This window comes from Nocardia sp. NPDC051787, from assembly GCF_040681325.1.
In the GTDB taxonomy this organism is placed as follows: Bacteria; Actinomycetota; Actinomycetes; order Mycobacteriales; family Mycobacteriaceae; genus Nocardia.
Window position 1 is genome coordinate 1 of sequence record NZ_JBFAYO010000054.1, and the last position, 20,674, is coordinate 20,674.

The 20,674-nt window shown below is 63.7% G+C and carries 14 protein-coding genes; 11 read left to right on the plus strand and 3 right to left on the minus strand.

Annotated elements, in window-relative coordinates; all coding sequences use genetic code 11:
- Positions 1 to 879 precede the first annotated feature (879 nt).
- From AB0M45_RS32800 to AB0M45_RS32815, 4 genes are all read left to right on the plus strand, one after another.
- Entirely contained in the window at positions 880 to 2,130 is a 1,251-nt protein-coding gene (locus tag AB0M45_RS32800) for an MFS transporter (protein ID WP_364337176.1), read from the plus strand.
- A gap of 115 nt (positions 2,131 to 2,245) precedes the next feature.
- Positions 2,246 to 5,395, plus strand: coding sequence for an amino acid adenylation domain-containing protein (locus AB0M45_RS32805; protein ID WP_364337178.1), 3,150 nt, complete (start codon positions 2,246 to 2,248; stop codon positions 5,393 to 5,395).
- Positions 5,392 to 11,763, plus strand: a complete 6,372-nt coding sequence (locus AB0M45_RS32810) for an amino acid adenylation domain-containing protein (protein WP_364337180.1) — start codon at positions 5,392 to 5,394, stop codon at positions 11,761 to 11,763. Before AB0M45_RS32805 ends, AB0M45_RS32810 begins: the two co-directional genes overlap by 4 nt.
- Positions 11,764 to 12,108: 345 nt before the next feature.
- A complete protein-coding gene (locus AB0M45_RS32815; protein ID WP_364337182.1) occupies positions 12,109 to 12,561 on the plus strand; it encodes a hypothetical protein in 453 nt (150 codons plus the stop codon).
- A gap of 268 nt (positions 12,562 to 12,829) precedes the next feature.
- On the opposite strand, the gene AB0M45_RS32820 is transcribed toward AB0M45_RS32815, so the two are convergent.
- Positions 12,830 to 13,645: a hypothetical protein gene (locus AB0M45_RS32820; protein WP_364337185.1), complete on the minus strand. Its 816-nt coding sequence runs from the start codon at positions 13,643 to 13,645 to the stop codon at positions 12,830 to 12,832.
- Between the two features lie 83 nt (positions 13,646 to 13,728).
- On the opposite strand from AB0M45_RS32820, the gene AB0M45_RS32825 reads away from it, so the two are divergent.
- The gene (locus AB0M45_RS32825; RefSeq protein ID WP_364337187.1) at positions 13,729 to 14,151 is read left to right on the plus strand and encodes a helix-turn-helix domain-containing protein; all 423 of its coding nucleotides are present in this window, start codon (positions 13,729 to 13,731) and stop codon (positions 14,149 to 14,151) included.
- On the opposite strand, the gene AB0M45_RS32830 is transcribed toward AB0M45_RS32825, so the two are convergent.
- Positions 14,115 to 14,303 carry a DUF2625 family protein gene (locus AB0M45_RS32830; RefSeq protein ID WP_364337189.1) on the minus strand — a complete coding sequence of 63 codons (189 nt, stop codon included), beginning with the start codon at positions 14,301 to 14,303 and terminating at the stop codon, positions 14,115 to 14,117. The two genes, AB0M45_RS32825 and AB0M45_RS32830, sit on opposite strands and share 37 nt — an antisense overlap.
- A 338-nt stretch (positions 14,304 to 14,641) precedes the next feature.
- Between AB0M45_RS32830 and AB0M45_RS32835 the strand changes: the two genes are divergently transcribed.
- From AB0M45_RS32835 to AB0M45_RS32860, 6 genes are all read left to right on the plus strand, one after another.
- Positions 14,642 to 14,917, plus strand: a complete 276-nt coding sequence (locus tag AB0M45_RS32835; RefSeq protein WP_364337191.1) for a hypothetical protein — start codon at positions 14,642 to 14,644, stop codon at positions 14,915 to 14,917.
- 232 nt (positions 14,918 to 15,149) lie between these two features.
- The gene (locus tag AB0M45_RS32840) at positions 15,150 to 15,686 is read left to right on the plus strand and encodes a hypothetical protein (RefSeq protein ID WP_364337193.1); all 537 of its coding nucleotides are present in this window, start codon (positions 15,150 to 15,152) and stop codon (positions 15,684 to 15,686) included.
- A 646-nt stretch (positions 15,687 to 16,332) separates the two neighbouring features.
- Entirely contained in the window at positions 16,333 to 17,949 is a 1,617-nt protein-coding gene (locus AB0M45_RS32845) for a hypothetical protein (protein ID WP_364337196.1), read from the plus strand.
- Positions 17,950 to 18,236: 287 nt separating this feature from the next.
- Positions 18,237 to 18,695 (plus strand): hypothetical protein, encoded by a 459-nt coding sequence (locus AB0M45_RS32850; RefSeq protein WP_364337198.1) that lies wholly within the window; start codon positions 18,237 to 18,239, stop codon positions 18,693 to 18,695.
- 304 nt (positions 18,696 to 18,999) lie between these two features.
- Positions 19,000 to 19,275, plus strand: a complete 276-nt coding sequence (locus AB0M45_RS32855) for a hypothetical protein (RefSeq protein WP_364337200.1) — start codon at positions 19,000 to 19,002, stop codon at positions 19,273 to 19,275.
- A 3-nt stretch (positions 19,276 to 19,278) separates the two neighbouring features.
- Positions 19,279 to 19,566, plus strand: a complete 288-nt coding sequence (locus AB0M45_RS32860) for a hypothetical protein (RefSeq protein WP_364337202.1) — start codon at positions 19,279 to 19,281, stop codon at positions 19,564 to 19,566.
- Positions 19,567 to 19,748: 182 nt separating this feature from the next.
- On the opposite strand, the gene AB0M45_RS32865 is transcribed toward AB0M45_RS32860, so the two are convergent.
- On the minus strand, positions 19,749 to 20,459 hold the full coding sequence (locus AB0M45_RS32865) for a hypothetical protein (RefSeq protein WP_364337204.1): 711 nt from the start codon (positions 20,457 to 20,459) through the stop codon (positions 19,749 to 19,751).
- Positions 20,460 to 20,674 lie beyond the last annotated feature (215 nt).

Sequence of the window (20,674 nt, forward strand, 5' to 3'; positions counted from 1 at the left end):
CCCATGGTGGCGCCCGCCACCCCCCCCCCCCCAACTATACGTATCGAAGCGCGCACCAGCCATGCGGGCCACACCATCGATACACGATGCGCCACTCGCACGGCGAATCAATATGCGGACCAACGGCAAATTTGAGCATCACTTGAGGTCCGCCGCCGATATTTGGGCATTTCCTTCGATGCTCGAGGAACCGTGGGCCGCCGATCGCCATATTCGTTCGGCGAGCCGAGGTCAATGAATCAGAGCTGGTCACGTCGACCGAGTGCGGTATCCATGCCCCGTTGGGCATGGTCGCCCGCGCGGCCATCGGGAGTGCGGTTGCGAGATAATTCGCATCGCAACCCGACGCAACATAGAGCGCGGCCCATCCGAGAGACAGCACGGACTTCGCTATTTACATTCTTTTCAGTCCACCGCTCCAGTCGAGTCTTCGGACCCCGTACGGGCCACTCGACTCACCTCCGGAAATCAGAATCCCCGTAAGCACAACCCGACGCACTTATCAACATCGATGAATACTGCGCCAGCATAGCGTCCCGATTTTTACATTCCCATAAGGTAAAATGGTCTACTGCACAGAATGATCCCGTCCGTCGCCGCTCGGATGCCCGACTCAGATCAAGTGAGTGTAAGTTCTCTCCATTTTACTGTCCGGCGTTGTCGCCTGCGACAATATGCTCTTGCGCAGGTGGGGAAGCGGTTACAGATGAGGGATTCGATGAGCTTTCCTCCGGTTGCGACGCACAGCCCGCTTCGCGACTTCCTTCGCCGGATCGGCACACAGCCGATACGCCATGTCACCCGCGCCGAGCGGGCGCGGCTGTGGCAGCTGCTGCTCGCCGATGCCGCCTCGCCAACGACGGTCGACAGGTCCCACCGATGAGTGCCACGAAAGCCATCCACCGCCCCGGCGTCATCACCACACTCCGGGACACTCCGCGTACGGCCCGGTATCTGCTGGCCGGCATCATGGTGAATCAGCTGGGCGCATTCGCGCAGGCCTACCTCGTGCTGTATCTGACGCAGCAGGGGTTCTCGGTTGGGCAAGCCGGTTCGGCCCTCACCGTCTACAGCATCGGGGCAGTGTTGGGCATGGTGGCCGGCGGCGAATCGACGGCACGGATGGGTTCACGCACCACCATTGTCACCGGCATGACCGGTTCCGCACTCGCCCTCGGTCTGATTCCGGCGGTGAGCACACCGGGCATGTTCCCGGTGCTCATCGCTGTGGTCGCGCTTGCCGGGTTCGCCGCCCAGTCTTACCGCCCGGCCGCCGCGGTCCTGTTCAACGATCTCATGCCAGATGAGCATCGGGTGATGGCGTTTTCGATGTTTCGTATCGCCCTGAACACCGGAGCGGCCCTCGGCCCCTTGATCGCCATCGCACTCATCCCGGTCGACTGGAATACACTGTTCTGGTTCAACGCGTGCACGGCGTCCTGCTACGCGCTGATCGCCTGGCGGCTATTGCCGAATGTCGCGGGCCCTACGCCCGCCGATGTCCCCGTGGTGCAACGGGAATCCGGATACGGCACGATACTGCGCGACCAACCTTACCTACTGTTCCTGGCCGCAACACTTATCACCGCGCTGATCTGGGTGCAATTCCTGGCGACGCTACCGCTGGACTTGGCGGCACATGGATACTCGACCGCCCTCTACAGTGCGACGCTGACGACCGCGTCGGTGATACTGATCGTGTTCGAGCTGAAAGTCACCGCGTACGTGGAACACTGGCGGCCGAGTACAGCGGTCGCCCTCGGCATCGCGATTCACGGCATCGGTCTCACCACATACGCACTAGCGGGTCACGGCGCCTCGCCGATCGCCATCGGCACCATCGTGCTGGTGGTCGGCATGATGATCCAGGGGCCGACCATGTTCGCTTATCCGGCCACCTTCCCGACGGCGGTCAAGACCCGTTGTGTCGCCGTGCATCAGTCGGTATTCGGGGCCGGTCTGGCGCTCGGGCCCGCACTCGGCGTGCTCGCGTGGCAGACGACCGGTCGAGGCGTGTGGCTCCTATGCGGAATTCTCGCGATAGTCGGCGCGTGGTCTGCACACGCGGGAATGCGCTCGGGCACAACGGAACCAGCCACGATTGCGCAAACTCGGCCCAACACGGGTTGATTCGCAACGACAGACGTCCACGAGAAGCGGAGAAGTACCAGCGATCCAGAACTCGAGTGCCGGCAGCTGATCGGCCACAAGATACACATATGAGTATGAGCCGGAAGAGGTCGGCATGTCATCGAGTCGGGGACAATTTCCACTAACGCGTGAGCAGGTTGATGTATGGCTTGCCCAGAAAATATCCGGTGCCGACGGCTGGCTCGTCAGTCAATTCCTCGTGATCGACGGAGCGATCGACGAATCCCTCCTCGAATCCGCCATACGCCGCGTGGTGGACGAGGCGGAAGCGATCAGAGTTCACATTACCGAGACGAATGGCCGGCTCATCCAGGCTCCGACCGATTACCCGGACTGGCGGCTGCCGTGCTACGAACTCGAATCCGAGTCGGACGCGTACGCGATCGCAACGCGGGAGTTGCATGCGAACATGCCGCTGACCGGGCCGTTGTTCAGATTCGCGCTCTTGCGGACCGCTGGTGAGCGGTCCTTCCTCTTCCTGTGTGGACACCACATCGTGATGGATGGAACCACCCTGGCGCTCATCGGAAACCGGATTGCCGACGTCTATTCGGCATCGAGGTCCGGGGCGGATCCAAAACCGCATTCCTTCGGGTCGTTGCGTGATCTGATTTCGATGGAGTCGGAATACGACGAGTCCGCCGAATATATCGCGGACCGTAAATATTGGTCCGAGATCACCCATCCGGAAAACTCGGTCGAGTTCGGCGCCCCTGCCGACGCCGATCGGGATACTCCGTACACGTTCTCAGCGCCCATGAAATTCTCTCCTTCCGTCCGGGCCGCCATCGAGGAAACATCCCGAACCAACGGTATCGGCCGGGCAGCGATCATCACCGCCGCATGCGGCCTCCTGACGTCCATAGCAACGGGGACCTCGGAGGTGTGCCTGGACTTTCCGGTTTCACGACGAACCCGCCCGGAGTCCAAGAGCCGGCCCGGCATGATCGCCGGTGTGGTGCCCCTGCTCGTGACCATACGGCCGGGTCAGACCTTCGCAGACCTGTGCGAGCAGGTCGGCCAGCGAATACGAGAGACATTGGCACACAGCCGGTTCCCGGTGCGGGAGCTGCATCACCGCGACCGTGGCTCCTATCGCGGATCGGGTGTGGAGGTCAATCTTTTCCCGCCGTTCCCGACACGGGATTTCGGCGGCGTCTCGGCGACTCGGGTGTTGCTCTCCGCAGGCCCCGTACCGAGCCTGGGTTACTACTTCTTCGTCGACGACGGCGACCTCGTGCTCCGGACCATCGGCACCGCGCCGACCCTCGGCGCCGGACGCCTGCACCAGGTGTTGTCGCGGGTGATAGCCGATCCGGACGCGCCGATCGTATCCGTCGACCTGCTCGACGAGCAGGAACATCAGGAGCTCGACACCTTCGGCAACCGATCGATTCTCACCGAACCGCACAGCACCGGAATGTCCATCCCCGCACAGTTCGCCGCCCGCGCGGCCGACACCCCGGACGGGATCGCCGTGGTATTCGAGAGCAGCTCGCTGACCTACCGCGAGCTCGACGAAGACTCCAACCGGCTCGCCCATCTACTGCACGACCGCGGCGCCGGTCCGGGAGACCGCGTGGCGCTGCTGCTGCCGCGATCCCTCGATGCCATCGTGGCGATCCTGGCGGTACTGAAAACCGGTGCGGCATATGTACCGATCGACCCGGCCTATCCCGACCAACGCATCGGTTTCATCATCGGTGATGCCGCCCCCGTCCTAGCGGTGACAACGTCGCAGCTGTCCCCACGCCTGGCCGACCATGGCATGGCCTTCGTCCGAACCGATGATCCGGCAATCCGCCGCTATCCTGGTTCCCCGCTGCCGCATCCGATTTCGGAAGCCCCGGCGTACCTCATCTACACCTCCGGCACTACTGGTACTCCGAAGGGGGTCACCATCACGCATGCCGCCGTATCGAATCTTTTCCGCGCTGCAGCACAGCATTTGACGCTCGAGCGACAGGTGTGGTCGCAATTCCATTCCTACGCCTTCGACGTCTCGGTATGGGAGATCTGGGGTGCACTGCTACACGGCGGGAAGCTCGTCGTCGTCCCCGAATCGGTGGTGCGCTCGCCCGCGGAATTCCTGCGGCTGCTCATCACCGAACAGGTCACCACCCTCAGCCAGACGCCGTCAGCGTTCTACGCCCTGCAAGACAATGCATTGCAGGGTGATTCACCGGATCGGCTGACAGTGCACGCGGTGGTGTTCGCGGGTGAGGCACTCGAGCCCCGCCGCCTGCGCCGGTGGTTCGACAAGGCGATCCGCGCGCCCCGGATGATCAACATGTACGGCACAACAGAGACAACGGTCCATGCTTCGTTCCATGAAGTAACCGAGAAGGATGCGCTCGGTACCGAGAGCAATGTCGGTGTCCCACTCGCCAATCTCGCCTTCTTCGTCCTCGACTCGAGCCTGCGACGCACACCCGTCGGTGTGCGGGGCGAACTGTACATCGCGGGCCACAGCGTCTCGCGGGGTTATCACAACCGCCCCGCGCTCACCGCGACGCGCTTCGTAGCCAACCCATTCGATCCACACGGAGGCCCGCTGTATCGCACCGGCGATATCGCGCGGTGGGATACTGATGGCGAACTCGAATACATCGGGCGCAGCGACGATCAAGTCAAGATCCGCGGCTACCGCATCGAACTCGGCGAAGTACAAGCCGCACTGTCGGACGCCGCGGGCACCGACCAGACCGTCGTCATCGCCCGAGATGACCACCCCGGCGACAAACGCCTCGTCGGATATGTGGCCGGCGATATCGATTCCCGCGCGGTGCGTGCCCGCATGGCCGAACGGCTCCCAGAATTCATGGTGCCCGCCGCCGTCACCACGGTCGACGCGCTGCCCTTGACATCGAACGGGAAACTCGACAAACGGGCACTACCCGCACCCGAATACGGCCCGGCGGTGGCCTACCGAGCGCCGTCGACGCCCGTTGAAAGAACGCTCACCGAGATCTACGCGCGAATCCTCGGCGCGCAGCGGGTCGGTGTCGACGACTCGTTCTTCGACCTCGGCGGCCACTCTCTGCTGGCTATGCGCATAATCGCCGCCGTCAAAACAGAACTCGATGCCGACATCGAGATCCACACCGTGTTCCAGAAGCCGACCGTATCCGACCTTACCGAGGTCATCATCGCACAGGCGGAACAGGGCAACCGCACGCGAAAACCCGCGTTGCGAAGGTATTCGAGGGATCAGCTGGTGCATCGCTCAGGAGGTTCGTTGTGATTCCGTTGTCGTTCGCGCAAAGTCGTCTGTGGTTCACCTACCGCATGGCGGGACCATCGGCAACGTATAACCTTCCGGTCGCGGTTCGGCTGCACGGCGCACTGCACGTGCCGGCCCTGACCGCCGCATTGAGCGACGTCGTTGACCGGCACGAAAGCCTGCGCACCGTATTCTCCGAAACGGACGGCATCCCCGAGCAGGTGATCATCAGCTCCGACGAGGCCGAATTCGGTTGGGAAATCACCGACGCGGCGGATTGGCCGCAGCAGCAGCTGACCGACACCATCGGCGAAGAAGCACGAAAAGCATTCGACCTGACCCGGCAGATCCCGTTCCGGGCACGGTTGTTCACCGTGTCCGCGCTGGACCATGTCCTGGTCGTCACTATGCACCACATCGCTACCGACGGATGGTCACTGCGCCCGCTGTGGCGGGATCTGGGCACCGCGTACTCGGTGCGCTGCGCTGGTCGAGTACCCGGCTGGGACGAGTTGCCGGTCCAATACCTCGACTACACGCTCTGGCAGCGCGAATACCTCGGCGAACTCGACGATCCGGACAGTCGGATAAGGAAAGAACTTACCTACTGGGAAGATACGCTGGCCGAGCTGCCGGAACGGCTGGAGCTACCCACCGATCGACCCTATCCGCCCATCGCCGATCACCACGGCGACACTGTCGCGATCGACTGGCCCGCCCAGCTGCACCGTGCGATCCAGCAGGTTGCCACGGACAATAACGCAACCAGCTTCATGGTCGTCCAGGCCGCCTTGGCCGTCCTGCTGAGCCGACTGACCGGCAGCACCGATATCGCGGTGGGAATACCGACGGCGGGCCGCACCGACGCCGCACTCGACGATCTGATCGGCTTCTTCGTCAATACCCTGGTCGTGCGGACCGATACCTCCGGTAATCCCAGCTTCCGAACGCTGCTCGACCGAGTGCGTCAGCGCAGCCTCGATTCCTATGCGCATCAGGATGTTCCATTCGAGATACTCGTCGACCGCCTCCGTCCCACCCGATCGCTCACCCACAACCCCATCGTCCAGGTCATGTTCGCGTGGCAGAACACCGCGACGATCGAATACGCATTCGACGGTCTCGACATCACCACCGTACCGATTCATACCCGCACCGCCCGAAGCGATCTCACGATCAGCATCGAGGAACGCCGCACCAGCACCGGACTACCGGCGGGACTCGGTGGCAGTGTCGAGTTCCGCACCGATGTCTTCGACACGGCCACGATCACCCGGCTCGTGCACCGTCTGCACCGAGTCCTGACCGCGGTGGTGACCGAACCCGGCAAGTCGATCGGATCGATCGATATCCTGGGTAACCAAGAGCTGGCGCAGCTGGCGGTACTGTCCAATCGTGCGGCCTTGGCCGACGACGCCGCGGGCCGAACCATTCCGGCATTGTTTGCCGAACAGGTCCAGCGACGGCCGGATACGACGGCAGTGGTGTTCGAGGACAGGTCGCTGAGCTACCAGGAGCTGGACCTGGCGTCCTGGCGGCTCGCGCACCTGCTGATCGAGCGGGGTGTGCGACCGGGCGACACCGTTGCGCTGCTACTGCCACGGTCAGCCGATGCGATCGTGGCGATTCTGGCGGTGCTCAAGACCGGCGCGGCGTACTTGCCGATCGATGTGAAACATCCGGACGAGCGCGTCGATTTCGTCCTTGCCGATGCGCGGCCGGTGGCGGCGCTCACCGCCGCCGACTATTCCCACCGGCTGACCGGGCGCGGCGTAGTCGTGGTAGATGTCGGCGATCCCGTGATCGCGTCGCAACCGGTGACCACCTTGCCCGCACCACGCCCTGGTGATCTTGCCTACATAATCTATACCTCCGGTACCACCGGCACGCCCAAGGGCGTCGCCATCTCCCATGAAAGCGCGACACAGCTGTTCGAATCGGTGCGCAAAAGTGGATTCGCGGCTGCGGCGGGCCAGGTGTGGACCCAGTTCCACTCATACGCGTTCGATTTCTCGGTGTGGGAGATCTGGGGTGCGTTGCTGCACGGCGGACGGCTCGTGGTCGTTTCGGACGAGGTCGTGCGGTCCGTACCGAATTTCTACGCGCTGCTGGCCGCCGAACAGGTGACAGTGTTGAGTCAGACGCCCTCGGCGTTCTATGCGCTGCAAACGGTGGAGGACATGTATGCGCAGCCGCATTCATTGTCCCTGGAGACCGTGGTATTCGGCGGAGAGGCGCTGGAGCCGTATCGGCTGCTTCCGTGGTGGCACAATCATCCCGCAGCACCGCAGCTGATCAATATGTACGGCACCACGGAAACCACGGTGCACGCATCGTTCCGGGAAGTCCACGAGTCCGATACGAGGACGACGGCCAGCCCCATAGGTGTTCCGTTGGCCTACCTCTCGCTCAGCGTGCTGGATGGCGCGCTGCGCGAGGCGCCGGTCGGTGTCGTGGGGGAACTCTATATCGCGGGCCGCGGCGTGGCGCGTGAGTATCTGCGCCGACCGGGGCTATCGGCGTCGCGGTTCGTAGCATGTCCGTTCGGGCCGCCAGGTTCGCGCATGTACCGCACCGGTGATCTGGCGAGGTGGAACTCCTCCGGTGAGCTCGAGTACATCGGGCGCGGCGACGATCAGGTGAAGATTCGCGGTTTCCGGATCGAACTGGGCGAGATCGAATCCGCGCTGGCCGCGGTCGAGGGAGTCGTACAGGCGGTGGTCCTCGCACGCGAGGCCCGGCCCGGGATGAAGCAGTTGGTCGGATACGTCACCGGAGCGGTGGCTGGCGCCGCCGTGCGAGCGGCAGTGGCATCGCGACTGCCGGATTACATGGTGCCTGCGGCGATCATGGTGTTGCCCGCATTCCCACTCACCGTCAACGGGAAGCTGGACAAGCGCGCCTTGCCCGCACCCGAATTCGACTCCGGCATACCGTATCGGGCACCATCGACTCCGGCCGAGAAGGCCCTGATCGAGATATACTCCCGGATACTCGGCACGGAACGGATCGGTATCGACGACTCCTTCTTCGATCTCGGTGGCCACTCGCTACTGGCCATGCGGGTCATCGCGGCCGTCAAAACCGAACTCGATGCCGAGATCGGTATCCACACCCTCTTTCAGAAGCCGACGGTGTCGGGCCTGGCCGCGATCGTCACCGAACGAACCGGGCGCCGCGCGCACACCAGAAGGGCGGCCCTCGAACGACATTCGAGAACCGAACTGGGGCTGGATGTCATCCCGCTGTCTTTCGCGCAGAGCCGACTGTGGTTCGTGCATCGGCTGGAGGGACCGTCGGCCACCTACAACGTTCCGGTCGCGGTGCGGGTGCGTGGGCGATTGGATCTGCCCGCGCTGGGCATCGCGTTACGCGATGTCGTCGGACGGCACGAGAGCCTGCGCACGACGTTCGCCGAATCCGACGGCACGCCGGGACAGGTGATCACCGCCGCGGCGGACGCCGATCTCGGCTGGGGCGTCACCGACGCGACCGGCTGGCCGGAGCACCGCGTCGCCGAGGCGATCCGCGCGCAGGCGCGGTACGAATTCGATCTGTCCACGCAGATTCCTTTCCGGGCGAGACTTTTCGCCGTTTCCGAAGAAGAGCACATCCTCGCGATTACGATGCATCACATCGCCGCCGATGGCTGGTCGTTGCGTCCGCTGTGGGAGGACCTGAGTACCGCGTACTCGGCACGATGCCGCGGTCTTACCCCTGGCTGGGACGAATTGCCGGTGCAGTACGTCGATTTCGCCTTGTGGCAGCGGGATTACCTGGGCGCTCTCAGTGATCCCGAGAGTATGATCACCGAACAGCTCGCGTATTGGGAGGACATCCTCACCGGTGTTCCGGATCGGCTGGAAATTCCGACCGATCGCCCGTATCCACCGGTAGCCGATTACCGCGGTGCCAGTGTTGCGGTGGCATGGCCGACCGAGGTGCACGAGGAAATACACCGTGTCGCCAGAGACACCAATGTCACCAGTTTCATGGTGGTCCAGGCCGCTCTGGCGGTCGTGCTCTCGAAGCTGAGTGGCAGCAACGACATCGCCATCGGGATACCCTCCGCCGGCCGCACCGACGCCGCGCTCGACGACCTCATCGGATTCTTCGTCAACACCCTGGTGCTGCGCACCGACACGTCCGGCAACCCCACCTTCCGCGCATTGCTCGACCAGGTTCTCACCCGCAGCCTCGATGCCTACGTCCATCAAGACATCCCGTTCGAGCTACTCGTCGACCGACTGCAACCAGCGAGATCACTCACCCACCACCCCATCGTCCAGGTCATGCTCGCCTGGCAGAACAATGCCGCGGTCGAATTCGGCTTCGACGGACTCGACATCACACCGGTGCCGGTCGACACCGGCACAGCCCGCACCGACTTGACCTTCAGCCTCGGAGAAACCTTCACCGGCACCGGACGACCAGCGGGAATCACCGGCCTTGTCGAATTCCGAACCGATGTCTTCGACACTGCCACGATCGAGCAGCTCATCGCCCGATTCCGGCGGGTGTTGACGGCGGTGGCGATGGACCCCGATGCACCGATCGGATCCATCGATCTACTCGGCGCGGACGAACACCGGGTCCTCGACGACTTCGGCAACCGTTCGGTCCTGGCCCGGCCGCCGGCGACGGGATCCTCGATTCCCGCCATGTTCGCCGCCAGGGCGGCCGATACGCCACACGCGATCGCCGTGGTATTCGAGAACAGATCGCTGACCTACCGCGAACTCGCCGAGCACGCCAACCAACTCGCGCACCTACTGCGCGACCACGGAGTCGGTCCGGGTGACCGCGTAGCGCTGCTGCTGCCACGCTCCCTCGACACCATCGTGGCAATGCTCGCCGCTCTCCAGACCGGTGCCGCCTATGTTCCGATCGATGTCGCCTATCCGGACCAGCGCGTCCACTTCGTCATCGACGACGCGGCGCCCGCGGTCGTGGTGACGACATCGGATCTGACGGCACGACTCGCCGGGCGCGAGGCGGCCATCATCGAACTCGACAAGGCAGCGGCCACCGCGTATCCGACCTCGCCGCTGCCACATCCGAACTCACTGGGCACCGCCTATTTGATCTACACCTCCGGCACCACCGGAACACCGAAGGGTGTGACCATCTCCCATACCGATGTATCGCGGATGCTGCGTGCGGCGGGTGCGCGCATCACCCTCGAAGGACAGGTCTGGACACAATTCCACTCCTACGCCTTCGACGTCTCGGTCTGGGAGATCTGGGGCGCGTTGCTGCACGGCGGGCGACTCGTCGTCGTCCCCGAAACCGTGGTCCGCTCCCCCGCGGACTTGCTGCGCCTGCTCGTCACCGAACAGGTCACGATACTCAGTCAGACGCCCTCGGCGTTCTATGCTCTGCAAGACACCGCGCTGCGCGATCGATCACGGGACCAGCTGAAGCTGCGCGCCGTGGTCCTCGCAGGCGAAATGCTCGAACCCAGTCGCCTGCGACACTGGTTCGGCACCGGTAGCCGGCCGCCTCGGATGATCAATATGTACGGCCCGACCGAGACCACCGTCTACACCTCGTTCCATGAGATCAGCGCGGACGAAACATACAGCGCCGCGAGCAATATCGGCGGCCCGCTCGACAACCAGGCATTCTTCGTACTCGATCCGGGCCTGCGCCGAACACCCGTCGGCACGACCGGCGAACTCTACCTCGCCGGCTACAGCCTGGCCCAGGGCTACCACAACCGCGCCGGCCGCACCGCGCTCCGCTTCGTCGCCAACCCCTTCGCCCCCGACGGTGGCCGCCTCTACCGCACCGGTGACCTGGTGCGGTGGACCGCCGATGGCGAACTCGAATACCTCGGACGCGGCGATGATCAGGTCAAGATCCGCGGCTACCGCATCGAACTCGGCGAAGTACAGGCCGCACTCTCGCGGGCGGCGGACACCACTCGCACCGCCGTCATCGCCAGGGAAGACCAGCCCGGCGACAAACGCCTTGTCGGATATGTCGTCGGCGCGATAGACGAACGCGCGGTGCGAGCGAGAATGGGCGAATGGGTGCCCGAATTCATGGTGCCCACCGCGATCGTCTCGGTCGACGAACTCCCGCTGACCACCAATGGAAAGCTCGATAAACGTGCACTTCCCGCCCCCGAATACACCTCCGACAGCCAGTTCCGTGCCCCGGAGACGCCGGCGCAGCAGGCCCTGGCCGACCTATACGCCCGGATCCTCGATATCGAGCGGATCGGTATCGACGACTCCTTCTTCGACCTCGGCGGGCACTCACTGCTCGCCGTGCGTCTGGTGAGCGCGATCCGGTCCGAGCTCGGGGTCGACGTGCCGGTCCGAATGGTGTTCGAAATGCCCTCGATCAGCGAACTGGCGACGCGACTCGATCGTCGACAGTGATCGTGAAGCAGCCAGTGCCTTTACGTCCACGATCGAAGCGATGTTGTCTGGGATCCAGAATACAGAGCATCGACGACGTGTGAGACCACACCCATCCGCGCCGCCCTGGCTGTCTCCTGACAGCGACGGATACGAGCATGCCCGACGTCGATCACCTGGGTGCGTCGCTGCCGCGCGTTTCAGCTGGTTCTCGGTCATCCAGGCGTGCTGCGCACTGTCCGTCATCCGGGAATCGCGGCCGGGTTCAGTGCCGGTCAGCCGTTGCGATTCGAACCACAGCAAGCCGCGCAGTCACTCTTGCTTGCACGCCGCTATCACCACCACCGATTCGTAGACCGGAAAATCATGAGCATCCACCTGAACGATCAGGGCATCCTGGTGATCCCGGACGAGTATGACGACACGCTCGGGACGTTCCTGTTCCTCGATATCGGCTACCACCCGGACAAGTGCCTGATGGCCCTGTACTACGTAGCGCAGATCGAGCAGCGCCGGTCGGAGCGCGAGGTCGTGGGAGGCGAATCAGTGACCGTGGCACTGACTCCGGAACACGCGGACATGGAAGACCACTTCGACCCGTTGCGCAGCAGACGTATTCCATTCGCGGAGTTCAAATCCGCGATCGAGGAACTCTGGGTGGTCCGCTACCGCGCGAACTCCGAGCCCCATGCGGCTCGCGTCTTCCACTCGGACCTCAGCCCGGCCGCGGGAAGCCTGCTGACGTGGGAGGAAACATTCCAGCAACGTCACCCGTACCGGGGACGGATCGAAGGCATACCGGCCTGGGATCCTGACTGACGTCCGTAGCGGCGCCACTCTCCGGCTGGTGGCGCGGGCTTCTCGGGCGGATTCATGCGGAAGACCGTGTCTCGCGTAGTGGATCCCGGCGAATGCCGGGATCTCGACGCCGATGACGAACTCGAACCGACCGCCCTTGCCACCCTGTCCACGGCCCTGCGCACCCACCGCCGGATAGGCTGCGGACCCGCCCGCAACCTGCTCGCATCGGGCGACCTGATCGAATTCCACTCCCCATCCCGCCCCGCCCAATGTGCCATGCCGGATTTCAAGCAAGACCAGGACGCAAGGCGGCGGCGCTGTCAGCAGCAACCGTGAGTGGGTCGATGAGCGGCTGCCCGAGTAGGTCGCGCAGGTCAGGACTCGTGTTGCTGAGGAAGCCGTGACGGACACTGGTTGCGATCGAGGCGAGCATGGGTGGCTGGAACAGCAGCAGCTCATCGGAGGCGAGCAGGCGGGCGCGGTACTCGCCCAGGCCGATCGTGTTGTGAGTGACGCCGAGCCGATCGGCGACATCGTTGGCTGTGATCGGGTCGCCGACCAGGTCGTAGGTCTTACCCGCGTGTGCTGCGGGTGCGGCTGCGACGATTGCTGCCGCGACCGCGAGATCCTCGCGCGCCACCGCCGACAGTGCGCCGGTGCCGAATGCCGACTCCACGCCGCTAGGGGTCCACATCAGCAGGGCGCCGAACAGTTCGGCATACAGGCCGTTGCGCAGCAGTGTCCATTCCAGGCCGCTGTCTTTGACAAGCTGCTCGGTGGCGCGGTGGGCGAGAGCGAACCCGAGATGGTCGCCGGCCGTGGTCAAGCTGGTGTAGACGACGTGGGTGACGCCGTCGCGGACCGCGACGTCGAGGACCGCGCCATGGCGGGCGATCACCTGATCGTCTTCGGCGTACCCGGCGGAGACCAGCACGAGGGTGGAAACGCCTTGCAGATCCAGAGTGGCCGGACTATCGAAATCCAGGCGTCGTACGCCGTCTCCTGGGGTACGACTTCCTCCTACGGCTTCGACCCCGCGCGCCCGTAGTTCAGCCAGCGTGAGGGAGGCGAGATGTCCGTTGGCCCCGGTCACCAGAATCATGAGTTCACAGTCCTTCGTGGTTCCTTTCAGTAACTAGGATGGATCCTTATTCACTCCAGATTCGCTCACAAGGAGGCAGTTCGATGTCACCCACGCACACCGATGTAACCGCAGGGGTAGCCGAGCTGGACCCATGCGGGCAGCCCCATCATCCGGACTGTGGTATCCGCGACGTCCTCGACCGGGTCGGGGACAAGTGGTCGGTGCTCGTCATCGTTGAACTCGCGAACGGACCACGCCGCTTCAGGCAGCTACAACGAGCAATCGACGGCATCTCCCAACGCATGCTCACACTCACGGTCCGTCGGCTCGAACGAGACGGGCTGGTGTCTCGTACCGTCTATCCGACCGTGCCCGCTCAGGTCGATTACCGCCTGACCGAGACCGGAGCCAGCCTGACCCATCTCGTCAAAGCGCTTGCTGATTGGTCGCTAGAGCACCGGGACGTCATCGCTCGCGCCCGTCACACCTACGACGAGAAATATCCCGACAACGAAATGCGGTAACCGACCTTGCGCAGCAGTTCATTACACTGGCTCATCTCGGCGAGGCCGGGCATCCGCCGAGCGGGATCACCACCGCCGAAGACCCGCAGCCACCCGTGGTCGACGAGCACTCCGCCGGTGTATGGGCGGCGAGCGCCCGGAGCGCGGATCACGTACTGACCTGCAACGGATACAGATTCCGCACGCCATTCGCGGGATGGACCGGCAGAATCTCAGGGACGGGAGCCGATGCCAACTCCTGATGGATTTTCGGGCCAAGCGGGATCGTCGGCCTCGGCGAGTTCGGAAACCGTGCGCATAGGCGCCGATGATGCCAGTGATGGGGTTCGGTGTCTGCGCGAATCAGTCCGATAGCAAGAGAATTCGATCGCTATCCGACGCAACGGTCCGGCGGCGACCTGCGGGGAAAATGAATATTCGGATCCACAGGCTCAAATATAGGTAAATTCCCGTGCGCGTGGAGGCGCGCACTCGGGAATCTTCGGACCAGGTGACTTCCGACACCACACAGCAGATTCCTGTACTGCGCGAGGAATTCGCCGACCAGTTGAATCTGCTGCTGGCGGACGTGGTTTGGGCAGTTGAGCGTGACAACGATCCACAATCTTCCGCGAATCTGACCGCGGCACTGACCAAGTGCCGGCACTGGTCTGCAATACCGCATCGTTCCCCTCCTGGGGGTTCAGTCGCCGTGGCGAGCGCGGTGCGAACGGCGTATGACGCATGGCGCCGGGATCCGGATCGCAAGCGGCCGGAAACCTCGTAGCCCGTCCCGCGGAGGCCGTAGTAGCTGACCCATAAACACACCGACCGGGTTGCTGGAGATAATTTACAGTCCCTTTAGTAAAGGGCGGGCGCAAGCGGGCTGGCTGTAATGGCTTTGAAGAAATGCGGGGCTCGTGCGATGCTCAACGAATGGTAGATTCTGGCGGCCGCCCCACGCCGTCCATGTGCCGGCACACTGTCGTACAAATCGGCGCTGGTTCGATTGTCGCCTCGTGGGGCATGTCGGCGCGTTCCCGCGCCCTGCGGAGCGGGCTGAATGCGGCGGTGGCGCCATGTCGCTGAGCGCGGCGGCCCATGACCGCTGGGTCGAGATTGTCGACCGCATCGACCGAGCACGAATCGGGACCGGTTTCATCGCCCACGTGGACCTCTATCCTATCGTCATGCTGGATCGCTTCCCGACGAATCCGGCGGCATTGAAAGCATGTGCCGCACAGGTCTATCGGGCTGGCGAGGCCAAGGGCACGGTCGCCGGGGTCACCCATCGCAAACACGACGGACGCTGGCGGCGGGCGCTGATCGACCACGTCAGTGAAAATCCTTTCGATCATTTGACAGAGCAGCAGTGCGCCGAGGCGGCGCGACTCGGTGCGGAACTGGCCGATCTGATCGCCACAGAGCTGGGCGAAATCCGCTCGGTCGCAAAAGTGGATTTCCAGCCGCGCGATTGGTACGCGGCGGTGTGGACAGATTGGTTGCTACTGGCCCCGGGACGGGCCACCATCCTGCACCTCGGGTGGGACAGTTGAGATCCCCGGCACGATGAAACCGCACGATCCCTTGCTGCCAGGGGAATTCGCCGACCAGCTGAATCTGCTACCAGCCGATGCGGTGTGGGCAATCGGTCGCGACGACGACTCCGGTCGGCCGCGGAACTGGTTGCGGCGCTGGACAGGTGGCGGAAAGACCGCTGGTATCCGAGCTGCGGCACTGGCCGGCGATACCGCATCGTTCCCCTCCGAGAATCAGCCGAGCGACACCGCTTTCCTGGCGGGTGCACTGGCAGATCACGGTCTGCACCTCGCGCGGGCCGGACACCGTACGGAGGCGGTGGAGCACAGCCGCCGGACCCGACGGCCTGCTGCCACCGAGCCGCGCAATTGTGGCACGACCGCGACCCCGCGCGGGCGCTTGCCCTGGCACAGAGTGCCGGCACGCTGTACATCGAGTCAGCCGAACGAGCCCGACATATTTGCCGACCGGCTGGCACAGACCCGGGATACGTTCGCGCTGATCCGGATCGAACGGCCAAGTAGCCGAAGGTAAGCCGAGCACGGTGCGATCGGATCCGGCATAATTGGAGATTTGACTATTCGTTGAGCTCCGCTGTGAGCCCGAAACGTCCTTGCATCGGTAGCCTTACCGAGTTCGATCATCGCCTCGTAAGGAGCAACCATGCCCAGGCCATTGTCGCGTCGTGATCTGCTCAGGATCGCCAGTGGCGCGATGGTCGCGGGCGCTGTGACGCCCTTGGTTCGCAGTACAATCTCCCCCGATCCTGCCCACGCGGCCGGATGGCACTCGCAGCTTGTGTACCCGGATGCCAACGGTCGGCTCGTCTACAAAGAGGATCCGCGGGGCAAGAAGATCCCCGACTTCAGCTGGGCCGGGTATCGCAATGGTGAAGTGCCGCTGCCTTCCGTGCCGGTCGTCAAGGAGATCGGCCCGATCAGCGGTGACAACACCGCGCACATTCAGGCCGCTCTCGACGAGGTAGGCGCGATGCCACTGGGCGCCAATGGTTTCCGCGGTGCGCTTCGCCTCGCGGCCGGCCATTACAAGGTCGCCGGCACAATCGTAATGCAGCACGACGGGGTCGTGCTGCGTGGCGCCGGTCAATGGGACGACGACTCAGCGAACACGGTGATCACCGGCACTGGCGGAGGCTCGGCCACCGAGGTCCTACGGGTAGGCGGCCCGGACGGCGGATGGAGGTCGAAGGTGCCCGGCACCGAAACCGGCATCACATCCAGTCTCGTCGAGGCGGGCGAGAACCGGATGACCCTGGCATCGACAGCCAACCTGAAGGTCGGTGACAACATCATCATCGACCATCCCCACACTCAGGAGTGGACCGACGCGATCAAGGGTGGGGGCGTGATAAAGGATGCGCCTTGGGAACCCAATACCAAGCCCATCATGTACAACAGGTACATCAAGGAGATCGTCGGCAATGACATTGTCATCTGCGCCCCCGTCTTCAATAACCTCCGGCGGTCTCAGTCGCAATGCTCCGTCTGGGTCTGGAACCGGAAGGGGTTGGTCCGCAATGTCGGAGTGGAGAATCTTCGTATCGACATGAACGATCCATCCGAGTTCAACGAGGACCATCCGCAGAACTGCATCCACCTCAACTGGACCGAGGACGCATGGGTCAAGGACGCCACACTGCTGCACTTCTCGAGGGCGGCGGTTGCCGTAACGCACAGTTCTCGGGTCACCGTCCAGGGCGTTCGGGCTCGCGAACCGCGCTCAGTGGTCGAAGGCAGGAAGCGATACAGTTTCAGCGCGAATATCTACGCCCAGCAGGTCCTTTTCCGCGACGTGGAGGCCAATAAGGCCCGCCATGCCTTCATTGCTGCCGGAATGAGCACGTGCTCGGGCATCGTGTGGCTCAATGGGACCAGCGAGGATGGCCTCAACGAGTCCGGCGGCCATAACGGATGGAGCCAGGGGCTGCTGTACGACAACGTGAAGGAACTGCGCAGCCGGAGCGAGTGGGATTGGGTGCTATCTCTGCACAATCGAGGCGACAAGGGCAATGGCGATGGCCATGGCTGGTCCTCCGTGACCAGTGTGGCGTGGAATTGTACGGTGGACAATCGCAAAAAGGTGTGTGTACAGGCTCCGCCGACCTCGCAGAACTTCGCGATCGGCACAACGGGCGCAGTCACCGGCGAGAACTGGTACTCCGGCTATGAGACCGGGTATGTGGAAGGGACCAATAAGCCCGGGCTGACACCCGGCTCCCTATACGAGGCACAACTCGCCGATCGGCTTCGAAACACGTAGTGACCGGAATCGAGCTGTACTTCCTCGATCGGCGAGCGGAGCACTACTGTTCGACCGGAAACTCCAACCTGGTGACGGTATGGCCGTCGACCTGCCGATCCGCATCCGCCTGGATTGGGATCAGGCGACCGATCTCGTCCTCTGACGAGCAGCATGCCGGCTCGCTGCGAGGTTGATCGCTGACAGCTCAACCGATCGTAAAATCAACGTTCGGTGGGTGCATAGGTCAGACCGATCGGCAATGATCTCTTTCGGATTCGATCAAAGCGATGAAATGAGGTAGTTTCGTGCGAAACACTGTGCGGCGCACCGCGGCCGCGACGGCCGCGGTGGCGGGAATGGTACTGGCCGGAGGGATGCTCGCGATCACCACCCCAGCCGTGGCGCATGCCGAGGACTGTGTGGAGAAGGCGGAAAACAAGCCTGCGGGTCACCTGGTCTCGCCGATCAACGACGGCTGGTTCGAGACGACCGCCGCCTGCGGCGGCAGCATCAAGGTAAATTCTTTGTCCAAGAGCGCCGCGAATGCCAAGGTTCAGGTATGTTATCGGGACGACAACTCCGGTGACAAGAAACTGCGTCCCGGCAGCAAGTGCGGGGAATTCACGACGCTGGAAAAGGATAAATGGCTCACGGTGGCCGAAGGCGTCAAACCGGGCACCAAGTACCGCTTCGAAGTCAGAAGTGTCAACAACAATGACGATTCCGTGCGTAACGCGGATGCCCCGTACCTGCGTAAGGGGTAACGCCCAAGGGCCGCAGCTGACCGACGTAGCACGCAACCACGCTTCCATGTCCGGGTGGCAGCACCCGGACATGGAAGCGTGATCCGCTCGAGGGTCTATCAGCATATCGTCGACTTTCTCGACGGCGAGGCGGTATTGATCAGCCGATACCCCCACTCCATGATGACCTTCCGTTGTTGGACGACGTTGCCCAGCAAGGCGTTTCACACCACAACCAACCCTCTATCGGTATCGGTATGTCCGAGAAGCTCATCGACGCCGGCCGCGTCGTGCCGTCCGTAACCAAGCCACGGTGATCCAGCGGATGAGCGCCGCATCCGGCGATGACGAACCCCACCATCGAGCTCACGCCGACGACATCGGCCCGCAAGCGCGCGGGTACCGCCCACCCCGCCGAATCCGGCACATCCACATCGAATTCCGCGAACTGACGCTGGACTATCAGGCCACAGCCGAACAAGCCCAGAACATCGCCGACCTGCTGGCGAGCCGCTATTCGGAACTCGACCTGCGGATCGTCGTCGACGACACCGTCGACGCACACCTGCCTCCGCTGCCGTGCGCCGACCTGTGGGAGTAACGAATGCCAGAGCAGTTGCACCCCGACCTACTCGTCCACGCGGACGGGCCGCTGGCCGAACACCTCTGCCGCGTCCGCCTGATCAACCTGACCGTCGAACACGCCCACCAACTCTGCTGGCTGCACCGCCATCACCCACCCGACGACTACCTGGTGCATCTGGCCCCACTCCATCTACTCGCCGACCTCGGCCAACCATGGTCCTCGGCGGTGAAATCCAGGCGGAATGCCGACCCGCACAAGGGTGCCGAACCGGCCGGCATGGGCGGTGGTCAGCTGGCGCAACTGTAGATGGGCGAACACCTCGGGTGTCTGAAAAGAACTGTGCGCCGATCGACCCCGTCACCGCAGCTCATGGCGTGCAGACGCAACACCACCTGTGGCGCGAATCAGAACAGCTGACCGCGCTACCCGCTGAGCTCCGGAAGGTCATCCGGGTATCTCGTTTCCGGCTTCTCGCGTATCCAAGGCCGCTACTTGCGACGAGGTGACCGACCTCGTCGAATCCCGCGGCGAGGGAGCGAATTCGATCGCAATCCTGCGCCGGTGCGCCGGTAGAGGTCGGCGACGGATACCGGGCCGGATCCCGCCTCGAGCAGCATTCGCCCGTAGTCGAGCAAGAATGCCGCCAGCAGCGGACGCAGCTCTGCGGGAACCTCCGGTTCGAAGGCCAAGCGATGCCCGCCGACCGCGAGAACAAAGCGGGCGTAGAGGATTTGGTCGGTGCCGGTGACCGCCCACGACGAGTCGGCAACACTGGTGTTGGCAATGACAGCGCGGGCGGAACCCGCTCCGTCGTAGACCGTATAGCCGAGGCGGGTGCCAGGGCAGCGGTCGGCCTCGATCCGCCCTGCCGCGGTACCATCGCGTCGATCGAGGTGGAGGATGCCGTCCTCGGCCCGTACCCGGAACTCCATTCCGGCCTCCGCGGCGATGAGCGACACCAGACGACGCCGGGTGATCCGGTGACGCCGCGCCTTGTGGCCCACCCAGACACGATTGCCGATGCGGTCGGTGATCTCCGACGCGTGTGCACACCACAGCTCACCACCGAGGTCGGTTCGCTGTTCGAAGGCGCGGGCCGTGCGGCGCCCCCGGGCAATCAGGACCGCCACCGCGGCCCAGGCGACGACATTGGCCAGATCGACGACGATCGCCCAGAACAGTCGAGACCACAAAGTCAATGGGCTGTCCTTGTACGCGCCGACGAGCGGCGCAAGACGGACGTCCATCGTCGTGCCGAGGTCGGATGTAGTCGCACCGGCGATAGCACCGCTGGCAGTGCTGCCGTTCGGCAGGAGCCACCACCCTGAGCACCTCGGATATTTCCCATGCGAACACCGGACCACCTGCGCCTCCACCCGGGGTCCCCGGGTGAAGGCATACAGCGCGAAGCCCG

Coding starts and splice junctions, on each gene's coding strand:
- AB0M45_RS32855 (WP_364337200.1), top strand. CDS start 19,000: ATGAGCGCCGCATCCGGCGATGACGAACCCCACCATCGAGCTCACGCC.
- AB0M45_RS32825 (WP_364337187.1), top strand. CDS start 13,729: ATGTCACCCACGCACACCGATGTAACCGCAGGGGTAGCCGAGCTGGAC.
- AB0M45_RS32805 (WP_364337178.1), top strand. CDS start 2,246: ATGTCATCGAGTCGGGGACAATTTCCACTAACGCGTGAGCAGGTTGAT.
- AB0M45_RS32845 (WP_364337196.1), top strand. CDS start 16,333: ATGCCCAGGCCATTGTCGCGTCGTGATCTGCTCAGGATCGCCAGTGGC.
- AB0M45_RS32815 (WP_364337182.1), top strand. CDS start 12,109: ATGAGCATCCACCTGAACGATCAGGGCATCCTGGTGATCCCGGACGAG.
- AB0M45_RS32800 (WP_364337176.1), top strand. CDS start 880: ATGAGTGCCACGAAAGCCATCCACCGCCCCGGCGTCATCACCACACTC.
- AB0M45_RS32860 (WP_364337202.1), top strand. CDS start 19,279: ATGCCAGAGCAGTTGCACCCCGACCTACTCGTCCACGCGGACGGGCCG.
- AB0M45_RS32820 (WP_364337185.1), bottom strand. CDS start 13,645: ATGATTCTGGTGACCGGGGCCAACGGACATCTCGCCTCCCTCACGCTG.